The organism is Acrocarpospora catenulata, from assembly GCF_018476525.1.
Lineage (GTDB): Bacteria > Actinomycetota > Actinomycetes > Streptosporangiales > Streptosporangiaceae > Acrocarpospora > Acrocarpospora catenulata.
In genome coordinates, this window is record NZ_JAHCST010000030.1 from 17,860 (window position 1) to 32,262 (window position 14,403).

Here is a 14,403-nt window from a genome sequence, read left to right on the forward strand (position 1 = left end):
CTGTCTTTCATGGGGCGTGATTATGCCCCTGTCCGTGGCGCCGCTTCGACCGGTTAACCAGCGGGATTCGTAGTGGCGAGGCGGGTCGATCGCGGGTAGGCGGGGGAAGCGCTAGCCTGCCGGGCATGAGTGGGATTGGGCGGCCGGTTCGGCAGGGTGTGGGCGGATTCTTCGAGGGGGTGGGGTTTTTCTTCAAAGGGCTGGGGTGGACGGCCCGTTATCCCCGGTGGTGGCTGTTCGGGCTGATCCCGGCGTTGATCGCGTTCGTGCTCTATGTGGTGGCCTTAATCTGGCTCGGCACCAACGCGGGCGACATCGCCGCCTGGATGACGCCGTTCGCCGACGACTGGAGCTGGCAGGGGCTCTTCCGCACCCTGATCGGCATCGTCATCTTCGTCGCGGGGCTGGTGCTTTCCGTCGTCACCTTCGCCGCCGTCACCCTCGCCATCGGCGGGCCGTTCTACGACAAACTCTCGGAGAAGGTCGAAGAGTCGATGGGCGGCGTGCCCAACGACGACACCCCGTTCTGGCAGGCCCTGTTCCGGTCCATCCGGGACAGCATCGTCACCCTCATTCTGGTGCTGATGTTCACGATCCCCCTCTTCATCCTGGGTTTCGTCCCCGTCATCGGCCAGACCGTCGTCCCCGTGCTCGGCGCCGCGGTCTCCGGCTTCTTCCTCACCGTCGAACTGACCGCCCTCGCCATGGAACGCCGCCGCATTCAGCGCAAGGCCCGCTTCGCCATCCTCCGCGCCAACAAGGGCCTGGCCCTCGGCTTCGGGGTGGCCGTTTTCCTCACCTTCCTCATCCCCTTCGCCGCCGTTCTCACCATGCCCGGCGCGGTGGCCGGCGCGGCCCTTCTGGTTCGGGTACGGCTGACGCCTGAGGTGCGGTAGCCCGTATCGGGGGTCCTGCCTCAGCCGTGGGTGTCCAGGAAGGCGCCGAGCTTTCTCTGGAGTTTCTGGAGTTCGTGGATGCCCCGTGCCAGTTGCTGGGACCAGAGGCGGGCCTGCTGCGGGGTGGTTTCCTTTTCGAAGCCGGTGGTCGCGGTTATCAGGGCTGGGTAGTCGGCGAAGGTGGCCAGGAGGTTGTCGATTATCCGGCTGGGGGAGACGGGGTTACCGGGGGTTGGGGCGGGGACCGTTGGTGACGGCGGTTTGGGGGGTGCGGGCGGGCGGAATTCGGTGGGGTGATCTTCTGGTCGGTTCGTGGGGTTGGGGGCGCGCAGGCCGCTCAGTTCGCCCAGGCGGTTGGATTCCTGCGGGGGAGTGGGCGCGGGCGGATTCGTCGGATGGGGATGCTGGCGGGGGATGTGGGTGATGGCCAGGGTGCCCATCACGCGGGCGGCGTCGATCTGGCGGTTGACGTGGTTCTTGGTGAAGCCCCAGCGGTCGCGGCAATAGTCCTCGAAACGGGCGTGGGTGCCCCGGTAGAGGCGCTCGGAACGGATCCTGGAAAGCGCGTGACCAACATCCACGAACGTGGTGAGCCCGCGCTCGATGGCGCTTTCGGCTTCGGCCAGGGCGGTTTTCTCTTCCGCGGTGAGGTCGTTGGGGACCGCCGCAGGGGTCGGGGGCGTGGGGCCGTCGGCGAGGAGTTTGAGAATCTGGCCGTGGCAGGGGCCGTGGGTGCACCAGCAGCCAAGGGCCATACCGCGGAGTTCACCGACCTGGGCCAGCAGGCCGGGATTGGCGTGCAGGTGTGCTTCATAGCGCCGGAGCTGCTCGCCGCGCAGTACGTCGTCCTTCTCGTGAGGATTGCCCCAAATGCTCCGCGAGTCGATCCGGGCATAGAGGTTCTCTGACTTGGCCCAGGCGATCAGACGCGGATGCCCTCTCCGCTGGTTCATGCTCACCAGGACGGTTTCGCCGTCGAGCAGAGCGACCAACCTGGATCGCTCGTGATCGGACCACCCCTCGGTGGACGGAGGATTCACGGATCGCCTGTCGCGCATGCCCACAAAGGGTCCTCTGCCCACTAGCGCCGGTCTCTCCAACGCGCGGCACGCTTTACCAGATCATGATCTTCGCCCTGCGCGAACAGCGCTCGATCCATCCCAGCCTTCCTGGCGGGGTTTCTCCACAGGGCGCTCCTGGGCGGCGGGCGGAATGGCTCCCTGAGCTGCGGATCTGTGATTCACAAAGGGCCGAACTCGGCTCGCGGTTTCCACAGAATCGTGTTCGGAATTTGAGGGCTGATCGAGGATGGGCACAGTGCGGGCCATGAGTTCTGCAAGCCCGAGACTGCGACTGTCGTCGGCTACCGACATTCTGGCCGCGGTGCCGTTCCTGCTCGGTTTCCACCCGGAGCGGAGTCTGGTGGTGATCGGATTCGTCGAGTCCTGGGTCCGGGTGAGCACCCGCTGGGATCTTCCGCCGGAACCGGGCATCTTCGCCGGCCTTGTGCCATTGCTCCGCCGGGAGAAGGTCACCATGACGGTTCTGATCGGGTACGGTCCCGGCCCGCTGGTCACCGCCGCGGCCGACGAGGTCACCCGCCTGCTGCGCGAGGAGGGCATCCAGGTCCAGGAATCCCTCCGAGCCGACAACGGCAGATACTGGTCATACCTCTGCACGCGCCCAAGTTGCTGCCCGCCGGACGGCACCCCCTACGACCCCGTCGCCAGCCCTGTCGCAGCGCAGGCGATCGTCCACGGCATGGTCGCGCTACCCGACCGGCAGGCCCTCGAACGTTCCGTCATCCCCCGCTCCGGCTCAGCCCGCGAAGCCATGGACCAGGCCACCGAGCGCGCCGCGGCGACCCTCCGAACCACCCTCTCCGCCGGAAAGCACGCGAACATCGCCTCCCAGCTGATAGCCGAAGGCATCACCCGCGTCAGGTCCACCATCGACCTCTACACCTCAGGAGGCCGCCTTGACGACGACGAAGCCGCCCGGCTCGGATTCGACCTCGCCCTCATCCGCGTCCGCGACGAAGCCTGGACCCTGATCGACGACCGGGAAGTCCACCGGACCCTTTGGCAGGACCTCACCCGCCGCCTGACCCCTCACCACGTCGCCCCGGCCGCGTCCCTCCTGGCCGCCACTGCCTGGCGCCAAGGCGACTGCGCCCTGGCCTCCATCGCCCTGCACCGGGCCCTCGCCGCCGACCCGGCCTACTCCATGGCCACTCTTCTCACCCAGGCCATCCACCACCTTCTCCCCCCGGAACTCCTCCGCGACAACATGCCCACCCCCGAAGCCCTGACCGAAGAAATGGGCACCCCCAACCCCTCCTGGCTGGTCCCCCTGCTCAAGCTGCTCTCCACGCCATCGAGGTGAACCGCCGTCACTGTCAGAGGGTCAGCTGGTGGAGGAGACGATGCCCTCACCCGACTCCGCGGCCTCCCGCCAGAACCTGATGATCGTTTCGAGGTGGCTCAGGGTGTAGTCCAGCAGGTACTCGATCGGATCGCCGTCGTAGTCGGTCAGTTCGCGCTCCAGGGCCAGCGCGCGGATCTCCGCCAACCGTAGGGCGCTCAGCGCGGTCGCGCCGGTCCGCACCAGGTCGGGTGGGTAGCGGCGGATCTCCACCCCCGCGTACGGGCCTTCGCCGAATTCCACGTCCACGTCGAGGACGGTGTAGGCGGCGTCCTGCCCGGTGCCGTCGAGGACGCGGAGGATGTCCTCCCATGCCTTGTCGATATCCGCCCAGGGTGGCTCAGGGTTCCCCGGAGGGTTTTCGGCGTAACCGAGTACCCAGGACAGCGACTCCGGCGTCAATGTTGCGAACGTCTCCGAGGGCAACCTTCGGAAACTGGTCAGAACCCCCACACATCCTCCGTGCTCGTCAGGACAGCGTCGGTATCTGTCGGAGTTGTGTTTACGGTTGGTTCACCCGGAGATTTCCGACAGGAACAATGGTGGTCAATCGGGGTTGGATTCCTCGCGGCGGCGGGCGTTGTAGGCGCGCATGCGGGCCGGGTAGCCGGTCAGCTGGACGTCGTAGACCGGGAGGGCGAGGTCGCGGGCCACCTTCTTGATGACGGCGGGGGAGCCTACGCGGCGGCGGGTCCATTCGCCGTCGTGGGCAATGGCTACGGCGGTGGTGTCGGTGGCGAAGGTTTCAGGTTCGACGTAGAACTCCACGCCTCTGCGTGACTTGGCGAACTCGATTAGGGCCTCGATGTCCTGATCGGTTGCCTCTCGGTCGAACTTGGCGACCTTTGGGCCGCGGTTGCGTCTAAGGCCATAGCGGTCACGCCACCATCTCATACCCATTTATATACCGGTCTTTTGGGCAACGCGTTGAACTGCGGGACGGCCCGGGGTTGGGTGGGGGACATCCCGGATGGACCCGGGGGCGCCACCGATCGACTATGGATGGACAGGAGTGACGCGCCATCGCGATGGCGAGGGCAGACTCGAAGAGGGAAGCGGTCGCGTGTGGCACGTGCGGCGGCCGCTCGGAGTGAGGGAAGGTTAGGCATTGATGCCGGCGGCAGCGACACCACCATGGCCGGGCCGGGCGCCCGGGCCGCACCCTCAGCTGAGGGTGACCAACGAGGACAGGGACCAGGTGGTCGAGCACGTCAAGGCCGCCTACGCGGAGGGGCGTCTCGACAAGTTCGAGATGGACGAGCGGCTGCATCTGGCGATGACCGCCCGCACGCACGCCGACCTCATGCCGATCATGACCGATCTGTACGGGTCCCGCTATCCGCAGGTCCCGGCTCCACCCCCTCTCGCGGCGATGAAGCCGGGAGACCTGCCCGTCCCCCGGGCGTACGACGCGGCCGACCGGGTTCTGGGTGCGGCGGCCCATCTGATCACCCTGACCGGACTGTTCGTCATCGGGCCGCTGATCATGCTGCTCGCGGCCGGGAAGAGCTCTCCCTACGTGCGCAAGCACGCTCTGGAGGCGCTCAACATGCACCTCACCGTGCTCGGCGCCACGATCCTGCTGCCGATTACGGTGATCGGGATCGTGCTGGTGCCGATCGCCTGGGTACTGGGCATCGTGCTGTCGATCATCGGCGGGGTCTCCGCGCTGGCGGACGGGGATTTCCGTTACCCGCTCACGGTCCGTCTCATCAAGTGACCCTTGCTCGGCTGAAGCCGATCGCGGTGCGGAGCAGGATGACCGTGCCGCGGTCCGGGTAGGCCTCACGTTCCATCTCCGGGGGCTGGAGGAGAACGGGCTGGTCGAGCGGAGGATTCACCCCGTGGTGCCGCCACGGGTGGACTACTCGCTTGGTCGTACGCTGCTGGATACGGTGCAGCAGTTGATGGAGTGGGCCGTCGTGCATCTCGACGACATCGAGGCGGCGCGCCGGGTTTACGCGGAGCGGCAGGCCGCGCTCAAGGAGGCTCAGCCCGCGAGGACCTCGTAGCGGACCTGCATCATGCCCGCCTTCAGGTTGCCGATCTTGCCGAAGGCGGCGCGGGACATGTCCAGGCAGAGGCCGTCCACGAAAGGGCCCCGGTCGTTGATGCGGACGACGACCGATTGGCCGGTCTGGGGGTTGCTGACCCTGACCTTGCTGTGCATCGGGAGGGTGCGGTGTGCCGCTGTCAGCGCGTTGGGGTCGAAGCGTTCGCCGCTGGCGGTGTCCTGGGTTTCCTCGTAGTACGCCGCGCGGCAGGTTCCTGCGGAGACGACGCTGGGGGCTTTCGACGGTGAGGGCGATGGCTGCGGTGCCGACGTCGAGGGCGTAGGTGATGTCGGTGGCTGCTCGGTGGGTGGGGCCGATTCGGTTTCGGTGGAGAGTGGGGTGTTCTCCGGGGGAGCCGAGGTGGTCGTGCTCGTCTTGGGTGACTTGTGGAGTCGCTTGGCTGCCGCCTTGGTGGCTTCCTTCTCGCGCGCCATGTTCGCCGCGTCGAGACGTGCCGCCCCTGCGCTGACCAGGAACCAGAAGCCGAAAGCGAACCCAACCGTGGTCGCCGCCGCCAACACGGCAACACACAAGCGGCGAACCAGGACACGTTCAGGTGGGGCGGAATGCAAACCCAAGGGAAACCACAGTCCTTCATTCGGGTACGAATCGGAACATACGCGACAAACCACCCAAACCTACAAATCCTGTGACGTATCTCACACCTCGCGCGCCGGCCCTCGATTCGCCGAAGCCGTGGTTCTCCCACCCGCCCGGTTGCGGTTGTTGTCCCACCCACCCACCCTTGCGACCCTCCGGGTCCGGGCCCGGCTTCCGTCGGGACGGATGGTCGCCGTGAAGCTCCCACCCATCCTGGCGACCCTCCCGGTGCGGGCCTGGCTTCCGTTGGGACGACTGATTGCCGTCTTTCGCATGGGCCATTGATTGCCGTGCGTGCCCCACCCACCCTTTGTGATCCCTTCGGGTCCGGACCCGGCTCCGCCGGGAGGGCCGACAGTGAGGCCTATCCTTGATATATACACAAATTTCAGTTCATACTGAAATAACTGTAAGAGGTGGAGGGCGGATGACGAGCGAGCTGGATCGGCAGCTGGAATGGGTCGAGCGGGTCGCCATGTACCTGGCGCGCGATGGGGTACCGCCGATCGCCGGGCGGGTGCTGGGCTGGCTGATGATCTGCGATCCACCCGAGCAGTCCGCCGGGCAGATCAGCGACGCCATCGGCGCCAGTCGCGCGTCGCTGACCTCGAACCTGCGGTTGCTGACCGGAATGGGCTTCCTGGCCTGGCGGACCCGGCCAGGCAGGCGAACCGTCTACTACCGGATGGCCGAGGACGCCTGGGCGGTCGTGGTACGCCGTCAGATCGCCGGGATCGGCGCGTTCCTGGACATCGCCCGCGACGGCGTGGACCTGGTGGGCGCGGACGAAGAACGTGCCGCGAGGGTCCGCCAGGCTCACGCCACCTTCGAGTGGATGGCCAAGGTCTTCGACGACGCGCCGCCCCCGCAGGCCGATGGCCCCGACGGTCCCGATGGCCCCGACGGTCCCGATGGCCCCGATGGCCCCGAATGGGCGCCTTCAGCGTACGGCCGAGCACGCCCCGGTCCCGATGGCCCCGATGGCCCCGATGGTCCTGGCAGCTCAGCACCCCGACGATGAGGAGACACCATGAGCAGACACGCCATCGTGGTAGGCGGCGGCATCGGCGGACTGTCCGCGGCGCTGGCATTACACCGGATCGGCTGGCAGGCCACGGTGCTGGAACGAGCGAGCGAGCTGGGCGAGATTGGTGCCGGCATGTCCCAGGCACCCAACGCCCTGCGTGCGCTGGCCGAACTCGGCGTGGAGGAGCAGGCCCGGGCGGTCGGGATGCCCACCCACGCCTCCGGTAACCTGCGCACCCCGGACGGCCGCTACCTGCAACGAGCGCGACCCGGGGATGCGACCGCGCTACTCGCCTTCCACCGCGCCGACCTGCACCGGGTGCTGCTGGAGGCGGTGCCCGCCGGCTGGGTGCGCACGGACGCGGAGGTCACCGCCATCCGGCAGAACGCCGGCGGCGTGAGCGTCGGATTCGGCGGCGGCGAGCTGACCGCCGACCTGGTCATCGCCGCTGATGGCATCCGCAGCACTGTCCGCCGGCTGCTGTGGCCGGACGCGCCGCCGGTGCGCTTCCTGGGCCGGACAGCCTGGCTGGGCATCGCCCCGGTGCCGGGCTTGCCCGGCAGCTTCACGCTCGGCCCGGGTGGCTACTTCCTTATTCACCCCATCGCGCGTGATCGGGCGTACTGGGCTTACGTCACCACGGCCGACGCGCCGGGCATCCGCTACGACCAGGAGAAGATCGAGGTCGCCGACCGCATCGGCGCCTGGCACGATCCGATCCCGGCACTGGTCGAGGCCACCCCTGCCGAGGCAGTGATCCATATCGACATCCGTGAACTGGCGGCGCTGCCGACCTACGTGCGCGGCCGGGTGGTGCTGCTCGGCGACGCCGCACACGCGATGAGCCCTGACCGCGGGCAAGGCGCCGGACAGTCGATCGAGGACTCCGTCGTGCTCGCCGCCGCCCTCGCCGGCGAGCCCACAATCGAGGCCGCGCTGCGCCGCTACGACGCCGCCCGCCGCCCGCGCACCCAGGCCACCGCCCGAGGAGCTCGCAAGGACGGCGACCGGACCACCTCCGCGGCTGCCCATCGGGCGATGGTGACGATGATCCGGCTGACGCCCGCGCCGTTGTGGCGCAAGGGCATCGCCGCCGACAGCAACGCCACTTGGCGATGGCGGCCGCCGCACCTGCCGTCGCCGACGCCGCGCCCCTGAGACTGGCCGAAGTACTCGAACGACTCACGCTGTCGCGGCTGATGATCAGCGCCGCCCGCGGTCGAGGGCGGCGACCTCGTGTACGGGGTGCAGAAGGAGGGGGCGAGGGACGGTCAGGGGAGTAGGGCGCGGACTGATGCCGCTGTGTCGGCTTCCTCGGCGCGTTTGTCCGGGCGGTAGCGGAGGACGCGGGCGAACCTCAGGGCCATTCCGCCGGGGTAGCGGCTGGAGCGCTGTACGCCGTCGAAAGCGATCTCTACCACCATGACGGGCTTGACGTGGACCGTCCAGCCGTCGGTGGGGCCGTCGGCCAGGCGGAGGAACTGTTCGGTCTGCCAGGCGAGCAACTCGTCGGTGAGGCCTTTGAAGGTCTTGCCGAGCATCACGAAGTCGCCGGTCTCGGGGTCGAACGCGCCGAGGTGCAGGTTGGAGAGTTTGCCTTCGCGCCGTCCGTGTCCCCATTCGACGGCCAGCACCACGAGATCCAGGGTGTGCCGGGGCTTCACCTTGATCCAACCGGCTCCCCGGCGCCCGGCCGCGTAGGGGGTTGAAGGTGACTTGACGACCACGCCTTCGTGGCCCCGTCGTATCGCCTCGCCGAAGAAGGCCTCACCTTCCTCGGCATCCCCGGTCACCAGCCGGGGCGTGATCAGTTCAGCGGGTACGGCCCCCACCAGCGCCGCATGCCGCTCCGCATCCGGCAGATCAAGCAGATCCACCCCGTTCACCCGAAGCGCATCGAAGAAGAAAACACTCAACGGCACCGAATCCCGTGACCCGATCTTGGTCGCCACCCGCGCGGAGGTGACCTGGAACGGCTCCGGCCGCCCGTCCGCCTGGAGCGCGATCACCTCCCCGTCCAGCACCAGATCGTCGATCTCCAGCCGCGACATGGCCTCGACCAGCTCCGGCACCTGCGCGGTGATGTCGTCCAGCGTCCGGGTGAACACCCCGACCTGATCTCCCGACCGGTGCGCCTGCACCCGTACCCCGTCGAGCTTCCATTCGATGGCCGCCGGACCCCCGATCTTCTCCAGCGCGGCGGTCACGGTGGGGGCGCTCTGCGCCAGCATGGGCGCGACCGGCCGCCCCACCTCCAGGTGGAAGGCCCGCAGCGCCTCCACCCCGCCGGCGAGCGCGGCGGCCCCGACGGCGGGAAGCCAGCCGCGCAGGGTGAGGGCCCGGCGCACCTCGGCCGCGGGCACCGAAGCCGCTTTGGCGATCGCCTCGATCATCACCCCGTTGAGCGCGCCCTGCCGGAGCTCCCCGGTGAGCAGCCGCCCCAGGAAAGCCTGCTCCTGCCGGGTGACGGCGCCGAACAACTCGTTGACCAGCGCCCGCCGGGCGCCCTGCGAACCGGGCCCGGACTGCGCCTTGATCTGCTCCAGCAGCGAGTCGATACGGGTCAGCGTGGCGGTGGCCACCAGCCGGGGCTCAGGCAGGTCGGACAGAGACCGCCAGCCGACCCCGATCTGCCGCTGCGGCAGTTCCCCCGACAGGTACGCGATGGCGATCTCGGCTTCGTCGGGCCCCACCCGGCCGAGCAGTTCCGCCAGATGGCGGATCTTGGCCAGCCGTGCCGAGTCGGCCGCCACGGCGGCGGAGGTCCGGGCGAGATCGATCAGCAACACATGGTAATCCTGCCCTAGTCAAGCCGTGACATGGAACAGCCCCGGCACCAAGGCCGGGGCTGAAGCCACACCAAGAAGCCGTAGGCCGGCGGAGTCGGCAGGGCGGTCAATCGGTAAATGAAGGTTTGGCGGGCGACGTCTTGGCCGTCAGTTGACGCCGAGCAGGTCGACCACGAAGATCAGCGTCTCGCCCGGCTTGATGGCGCGCCCGGCGCCGCGGTTGCCGTACCCGAGGTGGGGCGGGATGGTGAGGCGGCGGCGGCCGCCGACCTTCATGCCGGCCACGCCGCGGTCCCAGCCGGCGATGACCTGGCCGCCGCCCAGCGGGAACTGGAAGGCCTGGCCCCGGTTCCAGGACGCGTCGAACTCCTCGCCGGTGGAGAACGCGACGCCGACGTAGTGCACGCTGACCGTGTGCCCGGGCTTGGCCTCCGCGCCGGTGCCCTCGATCAGATCGACGATCTCCAGGTCGGCGGGCGGCTTGCCCTCGGGGAAATCGATCTCGGGCTTCTCCAGTGCCACGATGGGTCTCCTTGTTTCGGCGCGCCGGGCTCACGCAGTCCGGCTGGGGTGGCGCGCCCCCGATGCCGGCGGTCGGCAGACTACCGGCCGACCGACCGACTCTACCGGGCGTCCCCCGGCCCCCGGCGGCTTCCCGCCCCGCTTCGGGGCTGATCCATAAGATCGTCCACGAGCGACCGCTCCTCGGCGGAGGTCCGCCCGCCGGACGCCGACGACGGCAGATCGCTCCCGGACGGCGGCAGATCGCCGCCGGCTGACTGCGGCCGGTGGCCACCAGGCGGCCGGGGGAGATCGTCACCGGCCGAGGGCGGCGGGCCGCCGGACGGAGGACGGTCCACGACCACGGTGTCGGCGGGGGCCAGGCCGCCCTGCAGGATCGCCTGGGCCTCGGCGAACAACGCCGTGGCCACCTGCACGTCGTACCGCCCCGCCACGATCTGGCTGCGCGAGGAGAAGTCGCGGGTGCCGCCCTGGAAGGCGTGGCCCGCGTAGCCGAAGGCGGCGCCGGCGACGGCGCCCCACAGGACCGACCAGAGGACCAGGGCCACGAACGAGGTGGTGGTGGTCGTGAACAGGCCGAGGAAGAGCCCGACCACCAGGCCGAACGCGGCGCCGCTGCCCGAGCCGAGGAGCGCCGCCCGGCCGTTGGTGAGCCGGCCGGTGACCCGCTCCTCCAGCCGCAGGTCGCGTCCGACGATCGAGACGTTCTCGACCGCGAACCCGGCGTCGGAAAGCGCGTCCACGGCACGCTGGGCCGCGGCGTAGTTGTCGTAACTGACCAGTAGCCGGGGCTGCGCCGCGGCCGTGCCCTCCTCGACGGGCCGAGGGTGATACATGATCGCCTCCGCGAAGTGCGAGTGTCAGGGGCCAGTCCCTCTACCCGCTGCGACAGCGCGAAACGTCCACCAGCCGCGAAACGGTACCAACCGCGAAATGGCACACCCCGTGTGGTGGCACCACCTGTGAGGCGGCTACCAGCTTTGGTGCAGTGGCATGCCCTCGGTGTAGCCGGAAGAGCTCTGCACGCCCACCATCGCGCGCTGATGGAACTCCTCCAGGTCGCAGGCCCCCGCGTAGGTGCAGGCGGACCGCAGCCCGGCCACGATCTCGTCGATCTGGTCCTCCACGCTGGGCCGTACCGGATCCAGGTACATGCGCGAGGTGGAGATGCCCTCCTCGAACAGAGACTTGCGAGCCCGCTCGAAGGGAGTGTCCTCGGCGGTGCGCAGGCGTACCGCGCGGGCCGAGGCCATGCCGAAGTTCTCCTTGTACTTGCGCCCGTCCGCCGCGGTACGGGTGTCCCCAGGCGACTCGTAGGTCCCCGCGAACCAGGAGCCGATCATCACGTTGGACGCCCCGGCCGCCAGCGCGAGGGCGACGTCGCGCGGATGCCGCACTCCACCGTCGGCCCAGACGTGCCGCCCCAGGCGCCGGGCCTCGGCGGCGCACTCCAGCACGGCGGAGAACTGGGGCCGGCCGACCCCGGTCATCATCCGGGTGGTGCACATCGCGCCGGGCCCCACCCCGACCTTGACGATGTCGGCCCCGGCCGCGACCAGATCCCGTACGCCGGACGCGGTGACCACGTTCCCCGCCACGATCGGCACCCCGGGGGAGAGCGCCCGCACGGCGGCCAGCGCGGCCAGCATCTTCTCCTGGTGGCCGTGCGCCGTGTCCACCACCAGCACGTCGGCGCCCGCGTCCAGCAGCTCCTTGGCCTTGGCCGCCACGTCCCCGTTGATCCCGACGGCGGCGCCGACGCGCAGCCGCCCGGTGGAGTCGACGGCCGGCTGGTAGAGGGTGGCGCGGAGCGCGCCGGTCCGGGTCAGGATGCCGACCAGGCGGCCGTGGGGGTCCACCACGGGGGCCAGCCGGTGGCGCTGGTCGTGCAGCGCCTCGAAGGCGGTCTGCGGGTCCACCCCCTGCGGCAGCAGCTGCGGCGAGGCGCTCATCACCTGGGAGAGCTGGGTGAACATGTCCACACCGTGGCAGTCGGCCTCGGTGACCACGCCGACCGGCCGGTTGTCCCAGTCGACCACGATGACCGCGCCGTGCGCGCGTTTGGGCAGCAGGTTGAGCGCCTCGCCGACGGTGTCGTGCGGGGTCAAGGTGATGGGGGTGTCGTGCACCAGGTCGCGGCCCTTGACCCACTCGATCACGTTGGTCACCACGTCGATGGGGATGTCCTGCGGGATGACGGTGATGCCGCCGCGCCGGGCGACGGTCTCCGCCATGCGCCGGCCGGCCACGGCGGTCATATTGGCCACCACGATGGGGATGGTGGTGCCGGTGCCGTCCCGGGTGCCCAGGTCGACGGTGAGCCGGGACCCGATGTCCGACCTGGCGGGGACCATGAAAACGTCGCTGTAGGTCAGGTCGTACGGCGGGGTGATGTCGTTGAGGAATCGCACCAACTGAACATTCCCTGCCTACCAGCACCGTATGTGTGTCCGTAGGATGACGGCGATCAGTTCAGTTCGAAGGGGGACGATCTGTGGTCATTGTTGACCGGCCCGAGCTGCTCGTCGTCGGCCACGCCGTTCGTACCACGAACGCGGCGGAGGCCGATCCGGCTCGGGCGCAGCTGCCGGGACTCTGGTCCCGGGCGGGTGTGCCGGGCGCGTTCGCACACGTCCCCGGCCGCGTCGACGAGAATCTGTACGCCGTGCTGACCGACTACGAGAGCGACCACAACGGCGCCTACACCCAGGTGGTGGGGGTGGCCGTGCACACCGCCACCCGGCTGCCCGAGGGCATGGTCGCGGTCCGGGTGCCCGGCGTGCCGGCCATGCACCTGGAGGTGCGCGGGCCGATGCCGCAGACGCTGGTCGAGGCCTGGCAGTACCTGGTCAAGCACACCGAGTCCGGGGCGGCCCCGGCCCGCGCGTTCACCACCGACGTGGAGGTCCACCACCCGGCGGGGGCGGATCTGTTCATCGCCATCCTGCCGAACTACTCCCCGGAGGCCGCCGAGTAGCGACCCGTCAGGCCAGCACGCCCTGCTCGCGGAGCGCCTTGGCGGCGCTCTCGTCCAGACCCCAGGAGGTCAGGTCGTCCAGGCGGGCGGGCGGGGCCAGGTCGCTCTGCCCGGCCCCGAGCAGCCGGGGCGCGGGCCGTGGCTGGATCATGCCGCCGACCTCGGTGAAGGTGCCTCGGGCCTGGTTGTGCGGGTGCCGCGGGGCCTCGGTCATCTCCAGCACCGGGGTCACGCAGGCGTCGGAGCCCTCGAAGACCTCCTCCCATTCGGCCCGGGTCCGGGTCAGGAAGGCGGCGGTGAGGCGGTCGCGGATCTCCGGCCAGTTGGCGGTGTCGTCCCGGCTGGGCAGGCCGGTCAGGTCCAGGCGGGTCAGCAGTTCCGCCCAGAACTGGTCCTCCAGCGCGCCCACGGCCAGGTACTTGCCGTCCTTGGTGGCGTACGTGTCGTACATGGGCGCACCCGTGTCCAGCAGGTTGGTGCCCCGTTCGGTCCAGAAGCCGTGCTGCACGGCCGGGTAGAACATGGCGAAGAGCAGCGCGGCACCGTCCACCATGGCGGCGTCGATCACCCGCCCCCGGCCGGTGGTGGCGCGTTCGAGAAGGGCCAGCAGCACGCCGTACGCGAGCAGGAGGCCGCCGCCGGCGAAGTCGCCGAGCACGTTGATGGGCGGGGTGGGCTTCTCCCCGGCCCGGCCGAGGGTGGACAGGGCGCCGGAGAGCGCGATGTAGTCCAGGTCGTGCCCGGCGGTGCGGGCGAGCGGGCCGTCCTGGCCCCAGCCGGTGAGGCGGCCGTAGATCAGGCGCTCGTTGACCGCGAGCAGGTCCTCGGGGCCGATGCCGAGGCGTTCTGCCACGCCCGGGCGGAACACCTCGATGACGACGTCCGCGTGCCGGGCCAGTTCCTTGAAGGCGGCCACGCCCGCGGGGGACTTCAGGTCCAGGCCGATGGTGTGCTTGCCCCGGTCCAGGGTCTGCGCGCCGGGGCCCTGGCCGCCGATCCGCTCCACCCGGAGCACCTCGGCGCCGTGGTCGGCCAGCATCATCCCGGCGAAGGGCCCGGGGGCCAGTCCGGCCAGTTCAAGCACGCGTATCCCGGTCAGCGGTCCGTTCATGCG

At 69.6% G+C, this 14,403-nt stretch carries 16 protein-coding genes; 7 read left to right on the plus strand and 9 right to left on the minus strand.

The annotated features are described in order from the left end of the window. The first annotated feature begins 125 nt into the window (after positions 1 to 125). Positions 126 to 896, plus strand: a complete 771-nt coding sequence (locus KIP79_RS26755) for an EI24 domain-containing protein (RefSeq protein WP_214107691.1) — start codon at positions 126 to 128, stop codon at positions 894 to 896. Positions 897 to 916: 20 nt separating this feature from the next. Here the strand turns inward: KIP79_RS26755 and KIP79_RS26760 are convergent, their stop codons facing one another. After that, positions 917 to 1,849: a DUF4326 domain-containing protein gene (locus KIP79_RS26760; RefSeq protein ID WP_214107692.1), complete on the minus strand. Its 933-nt coding sequence runs from the start codon at positions 1,847 to 1,849 to the stop codon at positions 917 to 919. Positions 1,850 to 2,222: 373 nt separating this feature from the next. Here KIP79_RS26760 and KIP79_RS26765 point away from each other — a divergent pair, with 373 nt between their 5' ends. Next, positions 2,223 to 3,281 carry a DUF4192 domain-containing protein gene (locus tag KIP79_RS26765; protein ID WP_250213894.1) on the plus strand — a complete coding sequence of 353 codons (1,059 nt, stop codon included), beginning with the start codon at positions 2,223 to 2,225 and terminating at the stop codon, positions 3,279 to 3,281. 21 nt (positions 3,282 to 3,302) lie between these two features. On the opposite strand, the gene KIP79_RS26770 is transcribed toward KIP79_RS26765, so the two are convergent. Together KIP79_RS26770 and KIP79_RS26775 are read right to left on the minus strand one after the other, a co-directional pair. Next, positions 3,303 to 3,722, minus strand: a complete 420-nt coding sequence (locus KIP79_RS26770; RefSeq protein WP_214107694.1) for a DUF1877 family protein — start codon at positions 3,720 to 3,722, stop codon at positions 3,303 to 3,305. A gap of 144 nt (positions 3,723 to 3,866) precedes the next feature. Beyond that, positions 3,867 to 4,214, minus strand: a complete 348-nt coding sequence (locus KIP79_RS26775; protein WP_372453674.1) for a hypothetical protein — start codon at positions 4,212 to 4,214, stop codon at positions 3,867 to 3,869. Between the two features lie 280 nt (positions 4,215 to 4,494). Here KIP79_RS26775 and KIP79_RS26780 point away from each other — a divergent pair, with 280 nt between their 5' ends. Together KIP79_RS26780 and KIP79_RS47395 are read left to right on the plus strand one after the other, a co-directional pair. Beyond that, positions 4,495 to 5,040, plus strand: coding sequence for a DUF1707 and DUF4870 domain-containing protein (locus KIP79_RS26780; RefSeq protein WP_308169908.1), 546 nt, complete (start codon positions 4,495 to 4,497; stop codon positions 5,038 to 5,040). Further along, positions 5,003 to 5,332 carry a winged helix-turn-helix transcriptional regulator gene (locus KIP79_RS47395; protein ID WP_214107749.1) on the plus strand — a complete coding sequence of 110 codons (330 nt, stop codon included), beginning with the start codon at positions 5,003 to 5,005 and terminating at the stop codon, positions 5,330 to 5,332. Before KIP79_RS26780 ends, KIP79_RS47395 begins: the two co-directional genes overlap by 38 nt. Here the strand turns inward: KIP79_RS47395 and KIP79_RS26790 are convergent. Further along, positions 5,311 to 5,895 carry a septal ring lytic transglycosylase RlpA family protein gene (locus KIP79_RS26790; RefSeq protein ID WP_308169909.1) on the minus strand — a complete coding sequence of 195 codons (585 nt, stop codon included), beginning with the start codon at positions 5,893 to 5,895 and terminating at the stop codon, positions 5,311 to 5,313. The genes KIP79_RS47395 and KIP79_RS26790 overlap by 22 nt on opposite strands. A 506-nt stretch (positions 5,896 to 6,401) precedes the next feature. On the opposite strand from KIP79_RS26790, the gene KIP79_RS26795 reads away from it, so the two are divergent. Together KIP79_RS26795 and KIP79_RS26800 are read left to right on the plus strand one after the other, a co-directional pair. Then, the gene (locus KIP79_RS26795; protein ID WP_214107697.1) at positions 6,402 to 6,995 is read left to right on the plus strand and encodes a GbsR/MarR family transcriptional regulator; all 594 of its coding nucleotides are present in this window, start codon (positions 6,402 to 6,404) and stop codon (positions 6,993 to 6,995) included. Positions 6,996 to 7,004: 9 nt separating this feature from the next. Continuing rightward, positions 7,005 to 8,159, plus strand: coding sequence for an FAD-dependent monooxygenase (locus tag KIP79_RS26800; RefSeq protein WP_214107698.1), 1,155 nt, complete (start codon positions 7,005 to 7,007; stop codon positions 8,157 to 8,159). 113 nt (positions 8,160 to 8,272) lie between these two features. Here KIP79_RS26800 and KIP79_RS26805 read toward each other — a convergent pair whose 3' ends face one another. From KIP79_RS26805 to KIP79_RS26820, 4 genes are all read right to left on the minus strand, one after another. Then, entirely contained in the window at positions 8,273 to 9,790 is a 1,518-nt protein-coding gene (locus KIP79_RS26805) for an ATP-dependent DNA ligase (RefSeq protein ID WP_214107699.1), read from the minus strand. Positions 9,791 to 9,937: 147 nt separating this feature from the next. Then, a complete protein-coding gene (locus tag KIP79_RS26810) occupies positions 9,938 to 10,312 on the minus strand; it encodes an FKBP-type peptidyl-prolyl cis-trans isomerase (protein ID WP_308169910.1) in 375 nt (124 codons plus the stop codon). A gap of 101 nt (positions 10,313 to 10,413) precedes the next feature. Further along, the gene (locus tag KIP79_RS26815) at positions 10,414 to 11,148 is read right to left on the minus strand and encodes a YflT domain-containing protein (protein ID WP_214107700.1); all 735 of its coding nucleotides are present in this window, start codon (positions 11,146 to 11,148) and stop codon (positions 10,414 to 10,416) included. 135 nt (positions 11,149 to 11,283) lie between these two features. Beyond that, positions 11,284 to 12,723: a GuaB1 family IMP dehydrogenase-related protein gene (locus tag KIP79_RS26820; RefSeq protein WP_214107752.1), complete on the minus strand. Its 1,440-nt coding sequence runs from the start codon at positions 12,721 to 12,723 to the stop codon at positions 11,284 to 11,286. An 83-nt stretch (positions 12,724 to 12,806) separates the two neighbouring features. Here KIP79_RS26820 and KIP79_RS26825 point away from each other — a divergent pair, with 83 nt between their 5' ends. Next, positions 12,807 to 13,289 carry a GyrI-like domain-containing protein gene (locus KIP79_RS26825; protein WP_214107701.1) on the plus strand — a complete coding sequence of 161 codons (483 nt, stop codon included), beginning with the start codon at positions 12,807 to 12,809 and terminating at the stop codon, positions 13,287 to 13,289. A 7-nt stretch (positions 13,290 to 13,296) separates the two neighbouring features. Here KIP79_RS26825 and KIP79_RS26830 read toward each other — a convergent pair whose 3' ends face one another. Beyond that, positions 13,297 to 14,400 (minus strand): CaiB/BaiF CoA transferase family protein, encoded by a 1,104-nt coding sequence (locus KIP79_RS26830; protein ID WP_214107702.1) that lies wholly within the window; start codon positions 14,398 to 14,400, stop codon positions 13,297 to 13,299. Positions 14,401 to 14,403: the final 3 nt, after the last annotated feature.

Excerpts from the sequence above, each read along its gene's own strand:
- KIP79_RS26755 (WP_214107691.1), top strand. The coding sequence starts at position 126 with ATGAGTGGGATTGGGCGGCCGGTTCGGCAGGGTGTGGGCGGATTCTTC.
- KIP79_RS26760 (WP_214107692.1), bottom strand. The coding sequence starts at position 1,849 with ATGAACCAGCGGAGAGGGCATCCGCGTCTGATCGCCTGGGCCAAGTCA.
- KIP79_RS26765 (WP_250213894.1), top strand. The coding sequence starts at position 2,223 with ATGAGTTCTGCAAGCCCGAGACTGCGACTGTCGTCGGCTACCGACATT.
- KIP79_RS26775 (WP_372453674.1), bottom strand. The coding sequence starts at position 4,214 with ATGAGATGGTGGCGTGACCGCTATGGCCTTAGACGCAACCGCGGCCCA.
- KIP79_RS26795 (WP_214107697.1), top strand. The coding sequence starts at position 6,402 with ATGACGAGCGAGCTGGATCGGCAGCTGGAATGGGTCGAGCGGGTCGCC.
- KIP79_RS26800 (WP_214107698.1), top strand. The coding sequence starts at position 7,005 with ATGAGCAGACACGCCATCGTGGTAGGCGGCGGCATCGGCGGACTGTCC.
- KIP79_RS26815 (WP_214107700.1), bottom strand. The coding sequence starts at position 11,148 with ATGTATCACCCTCGGCCCGTCGAGGAGGGCACGGCCGCGGCGCAGCCC.
- KIP79_RS26830 (WP_214107702.1), bottom strand. The coding sequence starts at position 14,400 with ATGAACGGACCGCTGACCGGGATACGCGTGCTTGAACTGGCCGGACTG.